Origin of the sequence: Oceanihabitans sediminis, from assembly GCF_003337215.1 — a bacterium.
GTDB classification, from domain to species: Bacteria; Bacteroidota; Bacteroidia; order Flavobacteriales; family Flavobacteriaceae; genus Oceanihabitans; species Oceanihabitans sediminis.
On the sequence record NZ_QPIG01000002.1, the window covers coordinates 434050 to 453063 of the forward strand.

Annotated in this window: 11 protein-coding genes; 6 read left to right on the plus strand and 5 right to left on the minus strand. The window is 31.3% G+C overall.

What is annotated here, in order from left to right; translation table 11 throughout:
* The first annotated feature begins 69 nt into the window (after positions 1-69).
* From DU428_RS07740 to DU428_RS07765, 6 genes are all read left to right on the plus strand, one after another.
* The gene (locus DU428_RS07740; RefSeq protein ID WP_113965971.1) at positions 70-465 is read left to right on the plus strand and encodes a hypothetical protein; all 396 of its coding nucleotides are present in this window, start codon (positions 70-72) and stop codon (positions 463-465) included.
* A gap of 18 nt (positions 466-483) precedes the next feature.
* On the plus strand, positions 484-5061 hold the full coding sequence (locus DU428_RS07745; RefSeq protein ID WP_113965970.1) for a sacsin N-terminal ATP-binding-like domain-containing protein: 4578 nt from the start codon (positions 484-486) through the stop codon (positions 5059-5061).
* 115 nt (positions 5062-5176) lie between these two features.
* Entirely contained in the window at positions 5177-5851 is a 675-nt protein-coding gene (locus DU428_RS07750) for a HEPN domain-containing protein (RefSeq protein WP_113965969.1), read from the plus strand.
* A gap of 18 nt (positions 5852-5869) precedes the next feature.
* Complete coding sequence (locus tag DU428_RS07755) at positions 5870-7363, plus strand: DUF2779 domain-containing protein (protein WP_113965968.1); 1494 nt, start codon at positions 5870-5872, stop codon at positions 7361-7363.
* A gap of 48 nt (positions 7364-7411) precedes the next feature.
* Positions 7412-11839: a DEAD/DEAH box helicase gene (locus DU428_RS07760; protein ID WP_113965967.1), complete on the plus strand. Its 4428-nt coding sequence runs from the start codon at positions 7412-7414 to the stop codon at positions 11837-11839.
* Positions 11832-15722: a UvrD-helicase domain-containing protein gene (locus DU428_RS07765; RefSeq protein ID WP_113965966.1), complete on the plus strand. Its 3891-nt coding sequence runs from the start codon at positions 11832-11834 to the stop codon at positions 15720-15722. The genes DU428_RS07760 and DU428_RS07765 overlap by 8 nt, the downstream gene beginning before the upstream one ends.
* A gap of 825 nt (positions 15723-16547) precedes the next feature.
* Here the strand turns inward: DU428_RS07765 and DU428_RS07770 are convergent.
* The 5 genes from DU428_RS07770 to DU428_RS07785 form a co-directional block, all read right to left on the minus strand.
* Positions 16548-16880 (minus strand): helix-turn-helix domain-containing protein, encoded by a 333-nt coding sequence (locus DU428_RS07770; protein ID WP_113965965.1) that lies wholly within the window; start codon positions 16878-16880, stop codon positions 16548-16550.
* Between the two features lie 322 nt (positions 16881-17202).
* The gene (locus DU428_RS13415) at positions 17203-17376 is read right to left on the minus strand and encodes a hypothetical protein (protein ID WP_165839152.1); all 174 of its coding nucleotides are present in this window, start codon (positions 17374-17376) and stop codon (positions 17203-17205) included.
* A gap of 4 nt (positions 17377-17380) precedes the next feature.
* On the minus strand, positions 17381-17623 hold the full coding sequence (locus DU428_RS07775) for a hypothetical protein (RefSeq protein WP_113965964.1): 243 nt from the start codon (positions 17621-17623) through the stop codon (positions 17381-17383).
* Between the two features lie 28 nt (positions 17624-17651).
* Positions 17652-18050 carry a DUF5675 family protein gene (locus tag DU428_RS07780; protein ID WP_113965963.1) on the minus strand — a complete coding sequence of 133 codons (399 nt, stop codon included), beginning with the start codon at positions 18048-18050 and terminating at the stop codon, positions 17652-17654.
* Positions 18050-18808 carry a hypothetical protein gene (locus DU428_RS07785; RefSeq protein WP_113965962.1) on the minus strand — a complete coding sequence of 253 codons (759 nt, stop codon included), beginning with the start codon at positions 18806-18808 and terminating at the stop codon, positions 18050-18052. The genes DU428_RS07780 and DU428_RS07785 overlap by 1 nt, the downstream gene beginning before the upstream one ends.
* Positions 18809-19014: the final 206 nt, after the last annotated feature.

Below are 19014 nucleotides of genomic sequence, written 5' to 3' on the forward strand. Positions count from 1 at the left end.
GCGGAACAAAATTGTATCGAGAACTTGAATAAGTATAAAAAATGAAAAAAAAAATAAGAAACACGAAGTATGGATGAACCAATTATCATAGAAAAAATAGAAATGAAAGCATATCTAGAAGCAGTTATTTTAAGTGAAAGCTTGATAGCCCAGAAACTTAAAGATTTACTTCACAATAAAACCAAAAGTGATAGATACCTAGATAAAGATGTAACAAGTGTCATTAGTTCTATAAGTCGCTATTCTTGGGACCAAAGATTAGCCCCTTTTTTAAAAGAACAAGTTTTAGATTGGTGGAAACGCAGATGTACCTTGTTTCATAGTAAAGCTTATGTTTTAAATAGCCTAGATAAAAATCAAAAAAAACTAGAAGAACTTGCTATGGATGGTGCATATCTTAACGCACAATTAAATCATATTTTATTTACTTATAAAGAACCTAATGTGATTAGAGTTTCAGTATAAACATCTATTAAATAAAATATGACAGAGAAAGTAATTGACATACAAGACGAAATAGAAAACCTTATACATAAGAATGAGGAAACCTATAAGATAAACCCTAACAGAATCATTTCTGATTTTCGTGGCGAAAAACAAACCACCAACGATTATAGAGGGCGTCAATTACTGGAATTACTGCAAAATGCTGATGATGCCAAAACAGATAAGGTTGGAATTCATTTAGACACCGTTAATAAAATATTACGTGTAGCTAATAATGGTGATAAATTTGATTTAAATGGTATTCAATCCCTTTTAATTGCCAATTTAAGTTCTAAACATAAAAAAGAATTTATAGGTAATAAAGGTCTGGGCTTTAGATCTATCTTAAATTGGACTTCTGAAATTAATATAAAAACCAAAGATTTTACGCTTACCTTTTCACCAGCGTTAGCCAAACAAAGATTTCTGGAGTTTTTTCCAGATACACAAGTTAGAAAAACAATACTAGAACAAAACCAAAAGTATTTAGATAAAGCCGAAGTGCCGTTTGCTATTCTGGCATTACCAGAACACAAGGATGGAAACAGCAATCAAAAATGGGAAACCATTATTGAATTAAAGTACCACGAAAAATATGAGGATGAAATAATTAAGCAATTAGAAACCATAAGTCCTAAAATTTTACTCTTTCTCAATCACACCAACGCTATTGAAATTTCTGGGATTGAACATTTAAACGCAAGCATTACCAGGCACTTTCTAAACGAAGATAAAAGTGAAATTAGGGTTAACGATACCACTTGGCATATATTCGATTCTGGGGAATTAAAATTCCCAGACAACGACGATAAGTTCTATCAATTTAAAATAGCTTGGCAAGACGATTTAAGTGATGAAGATTCAACGTTCTTCTCCTATTTCCCCACCGAGGTAAATACACAATTACCGTTTTTAATTCACGCAACCTTTGAACTCAATCAATCTAGAAACGACTTATTAAAAGGCGATGTCAATCAATTTTTACTGGAGGAAATAGCAAAGGCAATTGGTGAAATTGCCTTAACAAGAATGAGAAATATGGGTAAAAGTGACTGGAAAGCCTTTCAGTTTTTGGAACCCTTAAATTACAACAGCAACCCCAAATTAAACGCTTTTTTTGAGAAGCTGTTACAATTACAAACGGAATTGGAAATATACCCTTGTGTAGATGGCTCGTATTGTATTTTGGAAGAAGCTGTTTTTTACAACGATGAGTTTTCAAATTGGGTTCGTCGCAACAAGGTGGAACAATCATTTGAAGATTTATTAATCCCTTTAGAAGATAACGAATTACCAGATGAAGATTTCCGGTATTACACCTATGAAGGTTGGCTAGAAATAATAAATCAAATAAATAATAAAATAGAGAGCTTACACGAAAGAGCCCTATTGATAGGCTTACTCACCGGATATAAATTTCGCGAAATACATGGTTCAAAAGTTAAATTACCATTACTTCTTGATAAAAACGGTGATACTATTTCTGAATACACACAAGTATTTACCCTTACAAAAGCGCATATAGCACAATATAAAATTCCTGATTATGTAGATATTGCTTTTATGTCTAGTGAGTTGTACGAAAAACTATTAGAGGTTTTAAAAGAGGAAGTAGATGATAAATGGAATGGTGCCGAAGATAAATCCAGACCATTAAAAAGAGTTATTGGAGACGTTGTAAACATAGGATCTAACGACATTACAGAAGTAATTCGAAATATTGTGAGCACTTCCGATAGGGAAATGAAAGAAGCCGAAGGTGAAGCTAGAAATGATATAGCCATTGGTTTAGTAGAATCACTCTTTTCTATTTATCAAGTAAATCCAGACAGACGAAATAGCATCAATCTCAATATCACACTACTAAATAAAAATTTAGATTTATGTTCTGCCAGAGATTTATACTTGGGGTCAGAGTATGATTTAGGCACGACAACTTCAATAATTTTTAAAGATATTTTCACGGATAAGGATTTTGTAGCTGGTAATGAATTTTGGCAGTTAGAAGAAGGTGGTTATGAATATTTGGAGAACTTTTTTGGTTGGTTAGGAGTTAATAGACTGTCTAAAACAAACACAAAATCGCAATACCTAAATAGAGATCAAGAAGACGGTTATTCGAATTTTGTATTTAACAAAGTAGGTTGGCCAGATAATAATTCCCATAAAGATTATACAGTTCTTGAATTATTGGATTTTACTAAAATAAGTTCAAGTCCCAATTTTAGATTGGAAAACTTAATTGCCTGGGTGATTTCTGATCCAAAAATATGGAGTCAACTAGATTTTGATAATAGCGATAGTTTCAGTCATTCCTATCACAATAAAGTAACACCCGTTAATTACAAGCCTTCATATATTTATTATCAATTAAAAGAGCTTTACCTTAATAAACAAAATACCAAAATAATAGTCGATCTTGATTTTGCTACCGAATTAGGGCATAATGCCATAGATTTCGAACATCCTATTTTTAAAGAATTGGGTATTGACGAGCACGATATTATTGAAGTCCTAGACCAACTAGATATCAGCATATCATTTAACGATTTAGAGCCAGAAGAAGTCTATGATTTAATTCAAGATTTGTCGAGCGTAGATATAGAAGGTAAAAATGCACGAAAATTATACAATCTAGCTTTTAATTACTTTAGAACGAAAACAGAAGTCGATTTTTCTCAATATTCAAAAAAGCATAAGCTATTTGCAAAAAGGAAGGGTAAAAAAGAATACATTGCGGTTGATGAGGTGTATTATAGTGATAATGCCACATTACCCTCAAAAATTGCAGAAGAATTTTGGATGTTCGATTTCCCTAAAAGAATGGGAGAAAGTCAGATATCTAAATTTTTTGGAGTAAAAACCTTCAAGGATGTTGAAATTAGGATTCAAGAAGACTCGATTAAAACCAGTAATGCTTATCAGGATTTTCAAGCCTGGTTTAAGCAAATAAAGCCTTACATACTTACCTACAGGCTTCGTTCTATTAATAAATCGATAGAAAAAACGGAAGCTGACGAACTTAAGAAGGCTGAAATCACATTGGTTTCTTCATTAAAATATACCATTAAAATAGGAGAAGAAAAATGGTTGTTACCAGGAGAGTTTTTACCTAAAGGGAATGCTAAAGGATTCTATTTATGCGTAGAAAATAACACCACATTAGATAGAATAAAAGATACGCCAAAGGTTTGCGAAGCATTTGCCGAAATTTTATGCACCATTTTTAAAGTAAATGACCATAAAGATGATTATAGAGCTATTTTTAAAGACAAGAATAGCTTAAAGGACACAAAGTATTTAATAGATGTCAAGTCCTTAAATGAGCTTTACAAAACAGCATTAAATTTATTAGGGATATCAAATGAAGAAATCAGTTTTTGGTCAAAAATCTATGATTTTAAAGAGCTGACTTTACCCAACACTATAAAAGATACCAACGAGCTAAATAATTTAGTGCTTAACGATTTGGGTTTTGATATATCCCAATATCAAACCAATATCGATTATCAAAGTTTAGACAATCAAGAGTCGGTTCAATTTTTAAAAGCGATTAAAAATGAATTGGACGTACCGTTATCATTAATTTTTGAATCCAATTCTAACGGGTTATTACATTATCATCTTCTCACTTTTGAAACCATAATTTATGATCATAAAAAGTACTTTAATTCAAGTTTATGGTCATACTTAAACGAGAATAAAAACAAACAAAAGCATCTTATTTCCTTCCAAGAAGATTATGAACTTTTAAGGGAGTCTCAAGAAATTCTAGATAAATTATACGAAAGCAGATTTCTTTTGGAAGTTGATTATTTAGAAATTCTAAAAAATGTGGTTAAAAAAGTTTTTGATTTTGAACTAAAAAAGGATGAAAGCAATAAAATAAGTATACAACCTGAATATATTAAATTACTTAAAGAAAATAATCTTTCAGAAGTTGATATTGAGGATGTTGAAATAAGGAGTTTACTATACTTTGAAGGCAACGAAGCTGTGCTAAAGGAGCGGTTAAAGATTGATGAACAGGATAGTTCTACAAAACCCGAGAAAACCCCTAAAGAAAAATTAACAGGAAAATTAATATTTAGCAACACAGAAAAGGTTGTGCCTAAATCATCTAAAAAATCAACTGGTAAACGAGGTAGTTGGAATCATGGAGATAAAGATGTAAAGCGTAATAAACAAGCTGGAAAAGAAGCTGAAGAACGGGTATATAATGCATTAAGGGACAGCGATGAGGTTATCAATGTCGAATGGGTATCTAGTTTTTCTAACACCTCTGATAAATCAGACACCAAACATTATGATATAAGGTATAAACCAGTGAATAGTAATAACTGGAAGTATTTAGAGGTAAAAGCATTTAATGGATCATATTTTCATTTAAGTAAATCAGAGAAGGAAGAAGCGATCAAAAGAGGTAAAGATTTTGAAATAGCGTTAGTTATGGGTGAAGAGATTCACATTTTAAGGGACTATTTTAAAAAGGAAATTGATTTTGATAATAATAACTTGTTTTATGCCTCACCTTCTGATTATATCATTACGCTAAAAATAACTAAAGAAAAGTAATAACGTATGCTACCATCACAACAAGCTTACGAGGTTGAGCAATCGATATTAGAATACTTAAAAGCAACCATTAATTTATATCTAGTCAAAATTATTTAAGACTTAAAACTTAATCATGAAAGAATCAGAACAACATATTGAACTAATAAAGGCTTCCCTTTTAAAGACGGAACTTAAAAAATTATATGGCAAAATAGATCAAAATGATGCCATTAGATTACATCGTGCCATTAGTTGGGTAAAATGTGCTGAAGATCACGAGAATAATCCAGACTTGAAATTTATTACGCTTTGGATAGCATTTAACGCCTGTTATGCAGATAATGATGCTCATGAGTATATCCTTTCAGAAAAAAAACGTTTTAAAGAGTTTATCAGTAAGTTGGTTCAGTGCGATAGTGAAGAAAGATTCTTTAAATTATTATGGTATAAATTTTCTGGCCCAGTAAGATTATTAATCGATAATAAATATGCTTACAAACAATTTTGGGATGCACAACGCGGTGAAAATATAGACTGGGAGCGATTGTTTAATCAATCCAAAATAGATTCTAGAAACTATTTAGCAAACCAACAGGTATCAAAATTATTAGGATTGGTTTTAGATAGATTGTATACCGTGCGCAATCAATTAATACATGGCGGAGCAACTTATGAAAGTAATTTAAACCGATCTCAAGTTCAGGATGCAGGTCAGATTTTAGAATTTCTTATGCCTATTATCATAGATATAATGATTAACAACATTTTTGAAGATTGGGGTGTTATTAATTATCCGGTCATAGAATAACTTATTAGATAAAAATATATGCAAAAACCAATCCTTTCAAAATCAACGTTTATAAGAGGTTTACAATGTGAAAAATCATTGTACCTCTATAAGCATCACTATAAATTAAAGGATGAAACGCCGGCGCAATTACAAGCTATTTTCAATCAAGGTACCAATGTTGGGTTATTGGCTCAAGACTTGTTCCCAAATGGTATGGATGCATCACCACCGGATCATTTTAAAATGCAAGAATCGGTTTTTAAAACCCAAGATTTTATTGCCAATGGAGAAACCATCATTTACGAAGCAACCTTTCAATATAATGGTGTTTTAGCAGCTTTAGACATCCTTGTAAAAGAAGCTGATGGTTGGAAAGCCTATGAAGTTAAAAGTTCTACAAGTGTTTCAGATACCTATATCTACGATGCGGCCATTCAATATTATACTATTGTGAACTCTGGTATCGATTTAAAAGATATTTCCATAGTATATATTAACAACCAATATGTAAAAAATGGCCATATTAGTATTAATGACCTTTTTACTATCGAATCTGTTTTTGAAAGGGTTCAAGAAATTTTACCAAACATTCCAAACCAGATTGAAAACTTAAAGCGAGTTATAAAGCAAGAGGAAATACCTAGTATTGATATTGGCGCACATTGTGATTCCCCCTACTCTTGCGATTTTAAAGGTCATTGCTGGAAACACATTCCCGAGTATTCCATCTTCGATATATCAAATTTATGGGCAAGCAAAAAGTTTCAGTTATACGAAAAAGGGATTACAACTTTTGATCAGATAGATTTAGACAATAATCCTTTAAACTCAAATCAACTCTTACAAGTAACTAGCGAATTAAATAATACCAAGCATATTGATAAAAAGAATATCTCGGCATTTTTAAATGACCTAACCTATCCAATATATTTTCTCGATTTTGAAACCATGGGATCTGCCATTCCTGTTTACGATAATACGAGGCCATATCAACAATTTGTATTTCAATACTCGCTGCATATACTACCCGAAGAAGATGGGGTTTTAAAGCATTATGAATATTTAGCAGAAACAACCACCAATACAGACCCAAGAATAGGCTTTGTAAAACAATTAATAACCGATTGCGGTACTTCTGGCGATATTTTAGTCTACAATATAGGTTTTGAAAGAGGTAAGCTCAACGATTTAATAGAGTTATTTCCTCAATATACTAATGAGATAAATAATATCATAAATCGCTTAAAAGATTTAATGATTCCCTTTCAAAAACGATGGTATTACACACCAGAAATGAAAGGCAGTTATTCTATAAAATATGTACTCCCTGCATTAGTGCCAGAGTTGTCATACCAAGATTTAGAAATCAAAGAAGGTGGAACGGCAAGTAACATATTTGCTGAAATGGTTAGTGGTACGTTTACCGGCGACTACGAAAAAACAAGAAAAGATTTACTCGAGTATTGTAAATTAGATACCTATGCGATGGTAAAGATATATGAGGTGTTAACTAAAGTTTCTCAAGATTAATATGAAATAAAAAATGATGGAAGTTATAGTGCTTCTATAATAGTACAAATGGACTTTAAAGAATTAGAAGAAAAATATAATTTAGATTTTAATAAGCTCGCTCAAATTTTAAAAAAACAGCATATCGTTTTAAAATTAGAGCATCTCAATGATATTCCAGTAGAATGGATTCCTATTATTGAAAAGTCTCTGGGTTTAGTGACTTCAAAAAAATCAATTGAAAAAGCAAAACCTCGCGGACTAGATCTGCTATTCGAACAACGAGAAAAGGAAACGACGGAAAAGCAAAATAAGGATGATATAAAACGGAAAGTATTTCGAGATTTCCAAGACCTTTCTCATCCAAACACTGTTGGGAAGATTGATTTAAACCCAACTAAAAAAAACACCGAGAAACTTAAATTTTCTGAAACGTTAATAAAAGATGATACAGAAAATGAGGCAATTATATTCCCCGTTGAACAAATAAAAACGGAATATCAAAAACTTTCAGGCCCTCAAATTTCTAGTGAAAAAATTGACCTTTCTCAATTTAAAAAGCCAAAGAAAAAAAATAAGGATTTAAAGCATAACTCAAAATCAAAAAAACACACAAGTGAAGGTTTCTATGCGTACGTAAAATATGTGGGGCCAGAATTTGACCATGCATTTATAAAACGTATCGATGATATCAACGCTATCGCTTCATTAGATTTAAGAGCAAGAGATGATGCCGATTTCACACTAAAAGAAGATTGTACGACACTTCAACGTGGGCAAATCATACTTTGTGAGTTAAAATCAAATAAATATCATTTAGCACAAATTATTTCTGAAACTTTTGAGGGAACCATTTCAAAGGTTGCACGTTCAGAGCAGTTTATTGATTGGCTATCTTTTCAAAATCCTGTTGTTTTAAATAACATAAGAACCTTTGGCTTTAGTGATGATGATGTATTTGTGACTACAACATTACATTTTTTTAGCGGCAGATTACGCTGTAAAAAAACAGATATTGAGGCGAATAATACGCGCATTACTTCTAAAATGGAAGAAATTATTATTCCTATAATTTCAAAATCAGACATAGAAGAAAATGATATTCAATTTATAAAATTTTATAAATCAAATGTTGACAGTTCACTTTATGATAGCATTATAGCAGATCAATTTAAAAAGGATTTGAGTAATGAGCAAAATTTCTCAAATGAATCAAATCTTTTAGCATTTTTCGCTAAATGGCGGTTACTTAAATTAGAGAATTTAGTTTTAAGCAATATTAAGCATACCGAACATTTAAACATGTATGTGAAGTTATGGTTGGACAAAAAAATAAATAAATCCTTTTGGGAAAATCACCTTATTGATGCACTAATTAATTACGAAATAAAAACATACGAAAACGCAGAGTCAAATCAATTATCGTTCCATGATAAGCTAATAGGCGCACACATTGAAGAAATTTCTTCAGCTATTGATACTTATTTTCAAGATGAATTGATTACCGATTCTATAAAGGTGTTTAATATTTTAGAACGACTTATCGAAGTTTCAAATTGCCAAAATAAAGCGGCTTACAAAACACAATTAAAAAATAGTCTAGCTCCAGAATTAGCTTTTGATCTATGGTTGCAAGATGACCAAGTTACGTTTCCAAAAGAGTTGGCAATTGCAAAGTTTTCTACTTTAGAAACTGAAGTTCAAGATAGAATTATTGACTTAATTAATGATATTGAATTAAAAAATTTAATTCCAGAGCTTAAGGAAGTAACCAAAGTCGAGCATAAAAAACGGATAAATAGAATACTACATGAACAAATAGCTGTAGTTTTTAATCCATTAAGCTTCGATTTAGAATCTGACACAAAAAACATCTACGAAATAGCTTGGAATGAAAATAAAGATTGGAAGTTTTATAATGACAAGGAATCTATTGATCAAGGGATTAGCTTATTTAAAAATAATATATCTCAAAATGATAATGTAGTTATTGGTCATAATATCTTAAGCTTTGATTTACCAATTCTAGAAAATTATAGTGTAGTAGTAAATAAGAAACAAATATGGGATACAATTCAAATTGAACCATTTTTAAGTCCAGAGTTCAACAATTTAGCTTTAGCAACGTCACATTCTGCAAAAGAAGATGCACAACTAACTTTAAATTTATTTTTTAATCAAATATTTAGAATTCTTAAATCACCAAAAGAAGAACTAACATACATATTTGAGTATTTACCAAAACATATTACAGAAAAAATAGAAAAGTGCAAAGCCCAAATTCCAATAAAGCTTTTAGATAAAACCCTATTAAAAGAAGAAGCTAAATCTTTTTATAGACCTCAAGCAAAACCTCATCCAATTTTAAAAAAATTAGAAAACGTATTAAAGGTTTCTAGTGCAGCAAAAACAATCATTATTGGAGAAGAAAGCCTTCGTTTAGAGGTTAGTAAAGTATTGAATATTCAATTTTTTATAGAGACACAAACAGAAAATCGATATGCACTTCTTGATGGTGAAAAAATTGAAAATTCAGAGCTTTCCGATTGGTTAATTAATGTTCTTAAATCCTACTTAAGCTACACAAAAGTAAATAACCTTTCTCCTATTTATGGAAATTTAGCACCATATATACGAAATAAAATTTCCGAAGAAATTAATGACGTGTCTGTGTTATTCAAAAGTGATCACACAGATGTATTAAAAAATAAAAGAGTCTTATTTATTACTATAAATGATTTACTGAATCACTACGAAGATTTAAATAAACTAGATGAGATCGAACTAATAGTTCTGCAACCAGATTTTCTTGCTACATCTAATAAAATAAAATTAAAGGAACTCGATTTGCAAGATTTAACTGCTGCATCTCACAATATCAATCATTTATGGATGAAATTTTCTGGTGGTCAAAGTTACGTTCAACTGTCAAAGCAAGAATGTATCGCTTTAAATATTGATTGTTCTCCAGTTTTAACAAACTTTTGGATTGAAAAATATAAATATGCAAAATATATAGTATGGGGCAATTATAATTGGGAGAAACTCATAAATAAAATGTCTCCAAAAAAAGTGATCAATCTTGAACTCAACGAAGAATCTAAAGACCTCACCTATTTCACTAAAATAAACGCTACAGCTTCTTACTCCAATGATTCAATTAGGTTTAATCCTGAATCTATCTATAGATCGAGATATTGGGTATATCAAAAAGAACTAATTAATCAAATTTCATCGAATAATAATCCATCAATTTTGTTGGTTGAAAGAAATGATGAAATTGAAGTACTAGAAAACTATTTTAAAGAACTTGGATACTTTGTTCCTGATAATACTATAAATATGGGAAGAAGACTCGAATTTATACATTTGAATAGTATCAAAAACAAGATTATTATTGACCATGTTGCCAATTTAAATAAAATCCTATCAAGCAATTATTTAGGTGCTTTAAATATCATAGTTGATAGTTTTAATCTGGCAGACAAATATTATATAGCACAAGAAACTTCCCATTTTAATAAGTTATTTAAGGCACAGCAAAAGGAGTTAAATAGTGATAATAATAAGCAAACTATCGAAGATGAAGATTTCAATACACCTAAAAAACCATTACTAAAAGACACCTTCTTTTTACTAAAATTACTCAAACCTATTATTTCAAATTACAGAGCCACTATTCACAATTACAATGCAGAGCATCAACTCTGGTTATTGGATTCTAGAATAGCCGATTTCCCCAACCTTGGTAATCTCTGGAATATTAAAAGTAGATCATTAAACGTATGGCATAGTAAAGAAGCTTACGAAGAAGATTTGAAATTAGCAGACTTGTGTATCCCTGGAGTAAAACCTCTAGAAAATTTACCTTTTTCTATTGAGGAAACAAAAACAATCTTAAGCAATGTCTTTTTAAATGGAGCCAAATGGTACGATTACCAGGAACCATATCTAGATTTAATAATTCCTGGTAAAACAGATTTATTAGTAACATTACCAACAGGTGGAGGTAAGTCTTTATTATTTCAAGCACCTGCGTTATTCAAAAGCTCGTTCACAAATAGATTAAGCATTGTTGTAACACCACTAAAAGCACTAATGGAAGACCAAGTTGATAAACTATGGCAAAATGGGTTTTATGGTAGTGTAGAGTACCTAAATTCAGATCGTAGTACAGACACCCAAATTATTTACAGAGCTATGGCAGGCGGTGAAATAGCATTACTATTTGTAACACCAGAAAGGTTTCGAAGTCGTTCTTTTAAAAATGCTTTAGAAGTGAGGATGCAATCCGATGGAGGTCTAGAATATATAATTTTTGATGAAGCACATTGTGTTTCTCAATGGGGCCATGAATTTAGACCAGATTACTTTAATTGTGCGAAAGAAGTGCAAAGAATGAAAATGACAGCACAGGAAGACATACCATTATTGTTATTTTCTGCTACAGTTTCAGAAAAAATTTATCAAGATTTTATTCAAATATTCAATGATTAAACGTCTAGAAAAAAATACAGTTTATAATCCTATAAGAGATCATATAAAAATGTCTTTTAATATTGTTGGTGATAAATCAGAAATGACATCTGGGGTAGCCGAGGATCTTAAAAGAAATAACTTCAATCCCGACAAAAGTAGAGTACTCATTTTTGTACAAACAAGAAAAGGAACTGAAGAGGCTGTTGAGGAATTAAAAAAAGAATTAACAAAAAATAAAGCGGAGTATGCTCAAAAGGTGGATTTTTATCATGCTGGTTTAGACGGTCAAGATAGAGAAGAAAAATATGAAGACTATAAAAATGGAAAACTTGTAATCCTAATAGCTACAAAAGCTTTTGGGATGGGAATGGACATTAAAAATATCCATTTTATTTATCATTTAGGGCCATCATCAACTTTCGAAGATTTTTTACAAGAAGTTGGTCGAGCAGGTCGCGATCCAGATATGTTGAAAGCAGCTGGTTATTCAAGTCAAAATCCTTTAAGGACAAAATGTCTTCTTACAAATAGAGATTTTCAAGATTTAAAAGATAAAAATCATCGTAATCGAATTGCTTGGGAAGAAATTGAGAACATTAGAAAGACGATTCTACAATATATATCAATGTTTAGACCATTGGCTCCAGATACAGACAATGCATTCCCATTACCTCTTGATTTACTAGATCAGTATCCCCAATTTGAGGAAATATATAATAGAGATACCTATTTTCGAGTTATTTTATATTGGCTAGAAAAATTAGAAAGATTCAAATTAGGAGTTTTCACACCTACACATTTACCTATAAAAATTCATGAAGACCAAGAGGATTTCAGATCAATTTCTAACAACGATGAAAGAAAACAACTAAAAAAACTACATACGGCTTTATTGTCATACCAGAATAAAAGTTTTAAAGACTTTAAAAGTGTAATGGTAAGCATGAATTTTCTGAAGGAAGCTGCACAAGAGAAAAGTAATCAGAAGGTATATAAATTATTATTTAAGGCGCAAAAAGCGAAACTATTAACCATTGAAAGAGAAGTTAAACTTACGCCTACAAAATTGAGAACCCCTCAATTAAAAGAATGGAACGGTTATAAGTCTATTCCAACTATTGAAGCTTTATTTGATTTATCAGAAAAAATAATGTTTGCTTCCAAACATGGAGATCAAACAGAATTTTTAGGAGATAAAGTAGATGAATTAATTAATGAGACTACTAACCAGATATTTATACCTCAAAATATTTTTTGGAAAGAATCAAAAATCTCCAACAACAATAATATAAATATTCCCAAAGAAGAAATTAATAAGTCACTTCTTGATGATTTTAAAAATACTAGAGCAAAATTTTCTTTTAAAGCCATAAATTTTTTATCTAAAATTCAGCACAAATCAATTATTGAAATTGACAAGCATGATAACAAAGCAAAAACCATACAGTTAGTGTATAATGGTTTCACTTCATCTGATGAATGGCTAAACGATTTAAAACAATTTAAAACAGAATTAATTGAACTTATAAAATATGTTTCAAATCAATATTTTAATAAAAATAAAGAAGTATTTAATATCGTAGACTTAATGATTCATCTAGGTCTAGAAGACAAAGGTGAAGACCATTTTCAAAAACTAATATTTATTTCTAAAGGACTAGGATTTTTAAAAGGTGGAGGCGATTTAGTGCCAATGGGTATTGAACTTTATATTCGTGATATTAAAGAAATAGATACGTCCGATTCAAATTCAAAAGATTCTAACATTCGAAAAGAATTTGATGAAACAAATAAAATGAAGGAATTACGACTATTGGCATTAGAATGTTTGTCCGGTGCTTCAGAATCAGATTTCGATAACTTCATTAAAGGCTATTTTAAATGTGCAAGCCAAAGTGATTTAATTCAACTTCTTGAGGAATATTTTGGAAATAATCACACAAAACTTCGCGCTTTCAGGGAAGAAGCGCTTAAAGCTGAAAAAGAAAAACTAAATCCAGATCAAGAAAAAGTTTACAAGTCTCAATTAAATAGAAACCTGCAAGTAATTGCGGGTCCTGGAAGTGGTAAAACGCATACGTTAACATTAAGAATTGCTAGATTAATTCAAGAAGAGGGAATCAATCCCCAGAATATATTGGTTTTAGCCTATAATAGAGCTGTTGTTATTGAGTTAAAGGAAAGATTGAGTAAATTATTTCGTGACCTAGGGTATTATAAACTAACCAAGAGTCTACAAGTTCACACTTTCCATAGTTATGCAAAAAAGATTCTTCAACTTGAAGGAGATAGTTTTCATGAATGGATAACATTATTTATTGCTGCATTAGAAAACAAAGAGCCATTAGTAAGGGAAAGAATTGGAACCGTTCGTTATATTTTTGTTGATGAATTTCAAGATATAACTTCTGAAAGGCTTAAATTTTTAAAGCTTATTTCTGAACCATCAAATGCTAAATTATGTGTTATTGGCGATCCCAATCAAAGCATTTATGGCTATGACAGATTGCGATTAGGCGATACAATGGATCCAAAACCATTTTATGATGAGTTTAAGGAATTATATAAACCTCGCGAGCTGAATTTAACTATTAATTACCGTTCATTTCCAAATATTCTAGAACAAGCCGAAAAACTTTTAAATCTTAACGCTTCTAAATTCCAAATGCCCAAATTAGTTGCGTTTAATGATCCAAACACCAGTTTTAATTATTGCAACTTTTATAATTCAACACAAGAAACAATTAACTGGGCTGATAAATTAATTGAGTTATTAAATTATAGAGATCACCTAGGAGATAATTACAAGCAAATAGCAGTAATGTTCCGTTCAAATGATGAGGTTTTTAGAGCTTTCAATAAAATTCAAAGTCTTATGTTACCAAATACAAGCTTACGAATCCAAGGGGCTAAAGGTGCATTAAGTAAGACGCGTGAGTTTTACTATTTTTTAAGTGCTTTAAAAGAAAAAAAATCACAAATACTGCCAAATAATTATATCGAAGAATTAAAACTATTAAAAAATCAAAAAGAAACAGAACATACAAATTGGGATAGTTATTTGATGAATGTATTCCTATGTTTAGTTATGGAATTTGATAGTGATAAAGAAGATGATGACACCTATGAAAATCTAATTCAGTTTATTTTAGAAGTGGGTTCTAAAGATGATGGCCAATTCGGAAAAATTTATGAAAATCATATAGAACAAATTACGGGTCAACAACAATCTCAAGAGATTGTACTCACAACCATGCATAAAGTTAAAGGTCTTGAATTCGATGCCGTTTTAATACCACCTTCGGTAGCTAAATTAGCTATTAATGCTGGCGATAAAACAATGGAATATATTGAAGAAGAACGACGTCTCTACTATGTGGCTTATACAAGGGCAAAAAAAAGATTAGTAGTAATAAAGCATCATCGAGAAGTGGCTTTAGATAACGGTAGATCCTATGAATATCCAGAAGCTGCCATTAGAAATAGGTATGGTATTATGCTTAAGGAAGGAATTGATAAGTTCACAATGTATTGGAGCGCAGGATCCTATGGAGGTAATTCATTTAACACAATTAAAAATGCTATAAAAATCGGTGACCCTATTATTCTAGGAAATGAACAAAGAGCAGGTTATATATTTTGGTATGCATATATAAACAATCAAAAGGTAGCTCAATTATCTAGAGATTTAGTAAATCAAATTAATCAATATATGAGTCTATCTGGTTTCGTAGTTTCTTCTGTTTATGTTCATACCTACGAAGAAACCATACGTTCTGATGAAAATCGCTTATTAGAAAACCGTAATGCCCAACAATATGCTACTAACTGGACTCAAGCTGCAATTGATAGAGGCTTTATTTATTTAATTGATTTTTCAGGATTTGGTAAACCAGAATAAATGAAAATTAAATAATTCCCCACAACCCAAAACCCGGATCGAGCGTGTAGAATCTATCCAGTGGATAGATTTAGCGAAGAGGCCAGATGGCGCAGTGACATTTAAACTATTTTCTTTTAATCCCCCACAACCCAAAACCCAGTTTATTGCTATCGCAATAACCCTCTGTCTTTTGTGTTGTTCCGCTTACCTTACAAGTTTAGCGTTTTTTTGGTCTTCAAGGTAATAGCACAATGCAGTTTTGGTTTTCATAAAATCAAACCAAAATACAATAAGCTATTCCTCTATTATGGTATCATAAAAACCCTAAACTTCCCCAAGCTATGTTACATAATACAAGTTATAATACTTCCCTTTTTTGGTTGCCCTATCGGGCGTTTTATTATTTCGGGCGATAGTTATAACTGGTATTATGTAAAATATCGGCTAGCCTTTACGCACAATTTTGTACAAAAAACACAATTAGCCGATATTCACGAGTACATTCATTTTAAATAGAAAAGGCACGAGCTAAATATCGGCTTGCCTACGCTCAAATTTGAACTTAAACATAAACTTTTCGTTTCTTTGAAATTATAAAACCACTTTTCCCCACCACCCAAGTCAGTGGTTATAAAAAAATAGGCATACAAAATGTATTTATACGCCATAGCACATTACTTTTTTCGTTCCTTAAAAAGCAATAAGCTATTGTCTAAAAGTCCTGTATAAGTAGCTTGTTTAAATGCTGTTTTATCAAACAACTATTTAAAACGCTACCCATACAAACGCTTCATCCAACGCTCAAATACGACCTGAAACCTATTTTTTTAAGTGTTAATTCCCCTAAAAGTGTTTCCCTTTTTTAATTAAATAATCAGATGCTTGTTTTTCAATATCATCCTGTGTCCATATTTTATTTTCCAACACCCAACTATTTATCGTTTCCTTATCAAAATAAAGCCTTTTACCTCTTTTAGAATGCGGTATAGTATGACTACTTGTTAGTTTATATATTTGCGATTTTGATAAACCTAAATAATTTGAAAGCTGTTCAATATCCATAATTTTAGAAGTAATAATATTGGTTTCTTTTGTACCAATATTTGAATAGATGTTTTCAAGTAAGTTTTCAATTCTCTCTAATCTTTCGTTAATAATTTCAAAAGGATTTTCCATAATAATCAAGTTTATATTAGAGTATGAAAATAAAAAAAGGCAGCAAATATAGGTAGCTTCCTTCTGCCAGCTCCCAATGCTATAAAGGTCAAGCCCTACGGGTTTTGAATAAAACTTTTTTCAAATAAACTCTAAATGTCAGATTCAAGGTTTTAGTATAAAAAACTTTTATCCAAAAACCTTGACAGCATCACCCACGCTACCTTAACATCAGCTTTCTTTTTTCTTTTCTTTTAAAAAATTAATGGCAAAAGAAAAAGTCCAATCGAAATGACCGGACTTTGTATAATTCAGTAAAGGTTACCTATCAAAACTGAATATTCTATTTTTTAGATTTTGTTAACCATTTTAAGAAAAGAGATACAGCGAAACTAACCGAAGCACCAACGACTGCTAAAATAACAGTTTTTAAAATATCTTCCGAAAAAATATTCGGCACAATGCTCAAAAGTGTTCCAGAAGTAGTGCCTACTTTAAGTGAAATATCTGTTTTCATGGTTCTATTTTACTTCGCCATCTTTTTGGATCTCATTTTTTACCTGATCATCAACTGTAACTTGACTAACAGCAGATAAAACGCCTCCTGCAACCGCTACATAACCGGCGATGGTTACGATGCTTGCAGGTAAGGCAATCGGAGCAGCAATAATACTACCGCTAACAGCTAATAATGATAATCCGATGGTCCTCAAAATTCTAAAAAATTTAGGTGTGGGAGCTTTAGCTCGTTCTTTTAAATTCATAACATATATTTTTAAGATGAAACGTCTTTTAAGCAGAGGTAATTAACAATTCCACTTCCGTATTCTTGTCTAACAGTGGAAAAACCAAATCAGTCAATTTTTTGAGTGCTTTTCTTGAATAATTACCCTTACCTATTCCAGTGCAATTAGATACTGGTGCAATGCAACCTAACAGTTCTTTTTTGGCATCATTTGCAGGATGAATTAATATGAATTGTCTTCCTGGTACATCAATGAGATGTATATGCCAACCAAACTTTTTACTAAATCGCTTTTTTAGAATGTACTTCCCTTCAGGAATACAAGACACCATGCGCCTGTTATTTAACCAGGGCAATTCAATGGTATAACAAATATTATCGCCATCTTTTTGCAATAGCCCTAGTGTACCTTCAGGGAAATAGATTCTATGTAATACTAAAAGCATTACACACCACTATCCACTTTTACAATAGATAATGGATTGTAAGCGCCATTTTTAAGCGGATACATTTGGCCATTAACCTCTTGATAAAACTCAATACCTAGTGCTAAAAACAAAGGGTTTGTACTGTTAGCAGTAACAGCATTACTCAAATTGATAGCTGCAGTTGCAGTGGTATCCCATGGAAATATGGTTGTTTCTGAAGTAGCAACAACAAAAGTTTCTGCTTCAAAGTCCACTTCAGCACCACCAGAAACCATTTTAAAATGAGTCGTACCACTTGGAGCTGCAATCATATTCGATGGAATAAAAGACGCTAAATCTGCATCCAAAGTACCAGCTACACGATCAATCGTTGCTGTAAATGGAGCAAATAAACTCGTTCCTAATTTCCCTCGAATATTAAATTCAAATCCAAATAATAATTCAGCTTCACCATCAATCACGTTTCGTAATCCACGTACACTAGTCGTGTCCGCTTGAATCACTTTTACCATAGATTGGGTTAATCTGCTTACCATTCTGCTATCTGCAGAATTTAAGAGCAATGGACGTAATGCAGTTCTTAAAAGTTTACCTGCCTTCCCTGCTCTACCAAACTCCGACCCATTTTCACGCGTTCTTTGAAACGCAGGATCATTTGCAATTCTATTTGCATCAATACCACCTTTTTCGCGAGCTAAATGTCCGTCTTGGGTTTTATAAAAGGTAATATCTCCAATAGTACCTTTTAATTTAATTATGCCTGTTTGCTTTGCCATAATTTTAAATATTTAGTTAAACATTCCGTTTAAATCTTTAAGATGTTGCAACAAACTTGATAGATTTTAAAACAAATATGACGTGACTAAATCAATAATAAAAGCAAGCTCGATTCCATATGTCACTATCTGCTACAGATGGCAGAAAACAACATAAATAACCTCTAAAAAGGCGTGAAAGTTGAGGTATCTTTCTAAAAGAAGAA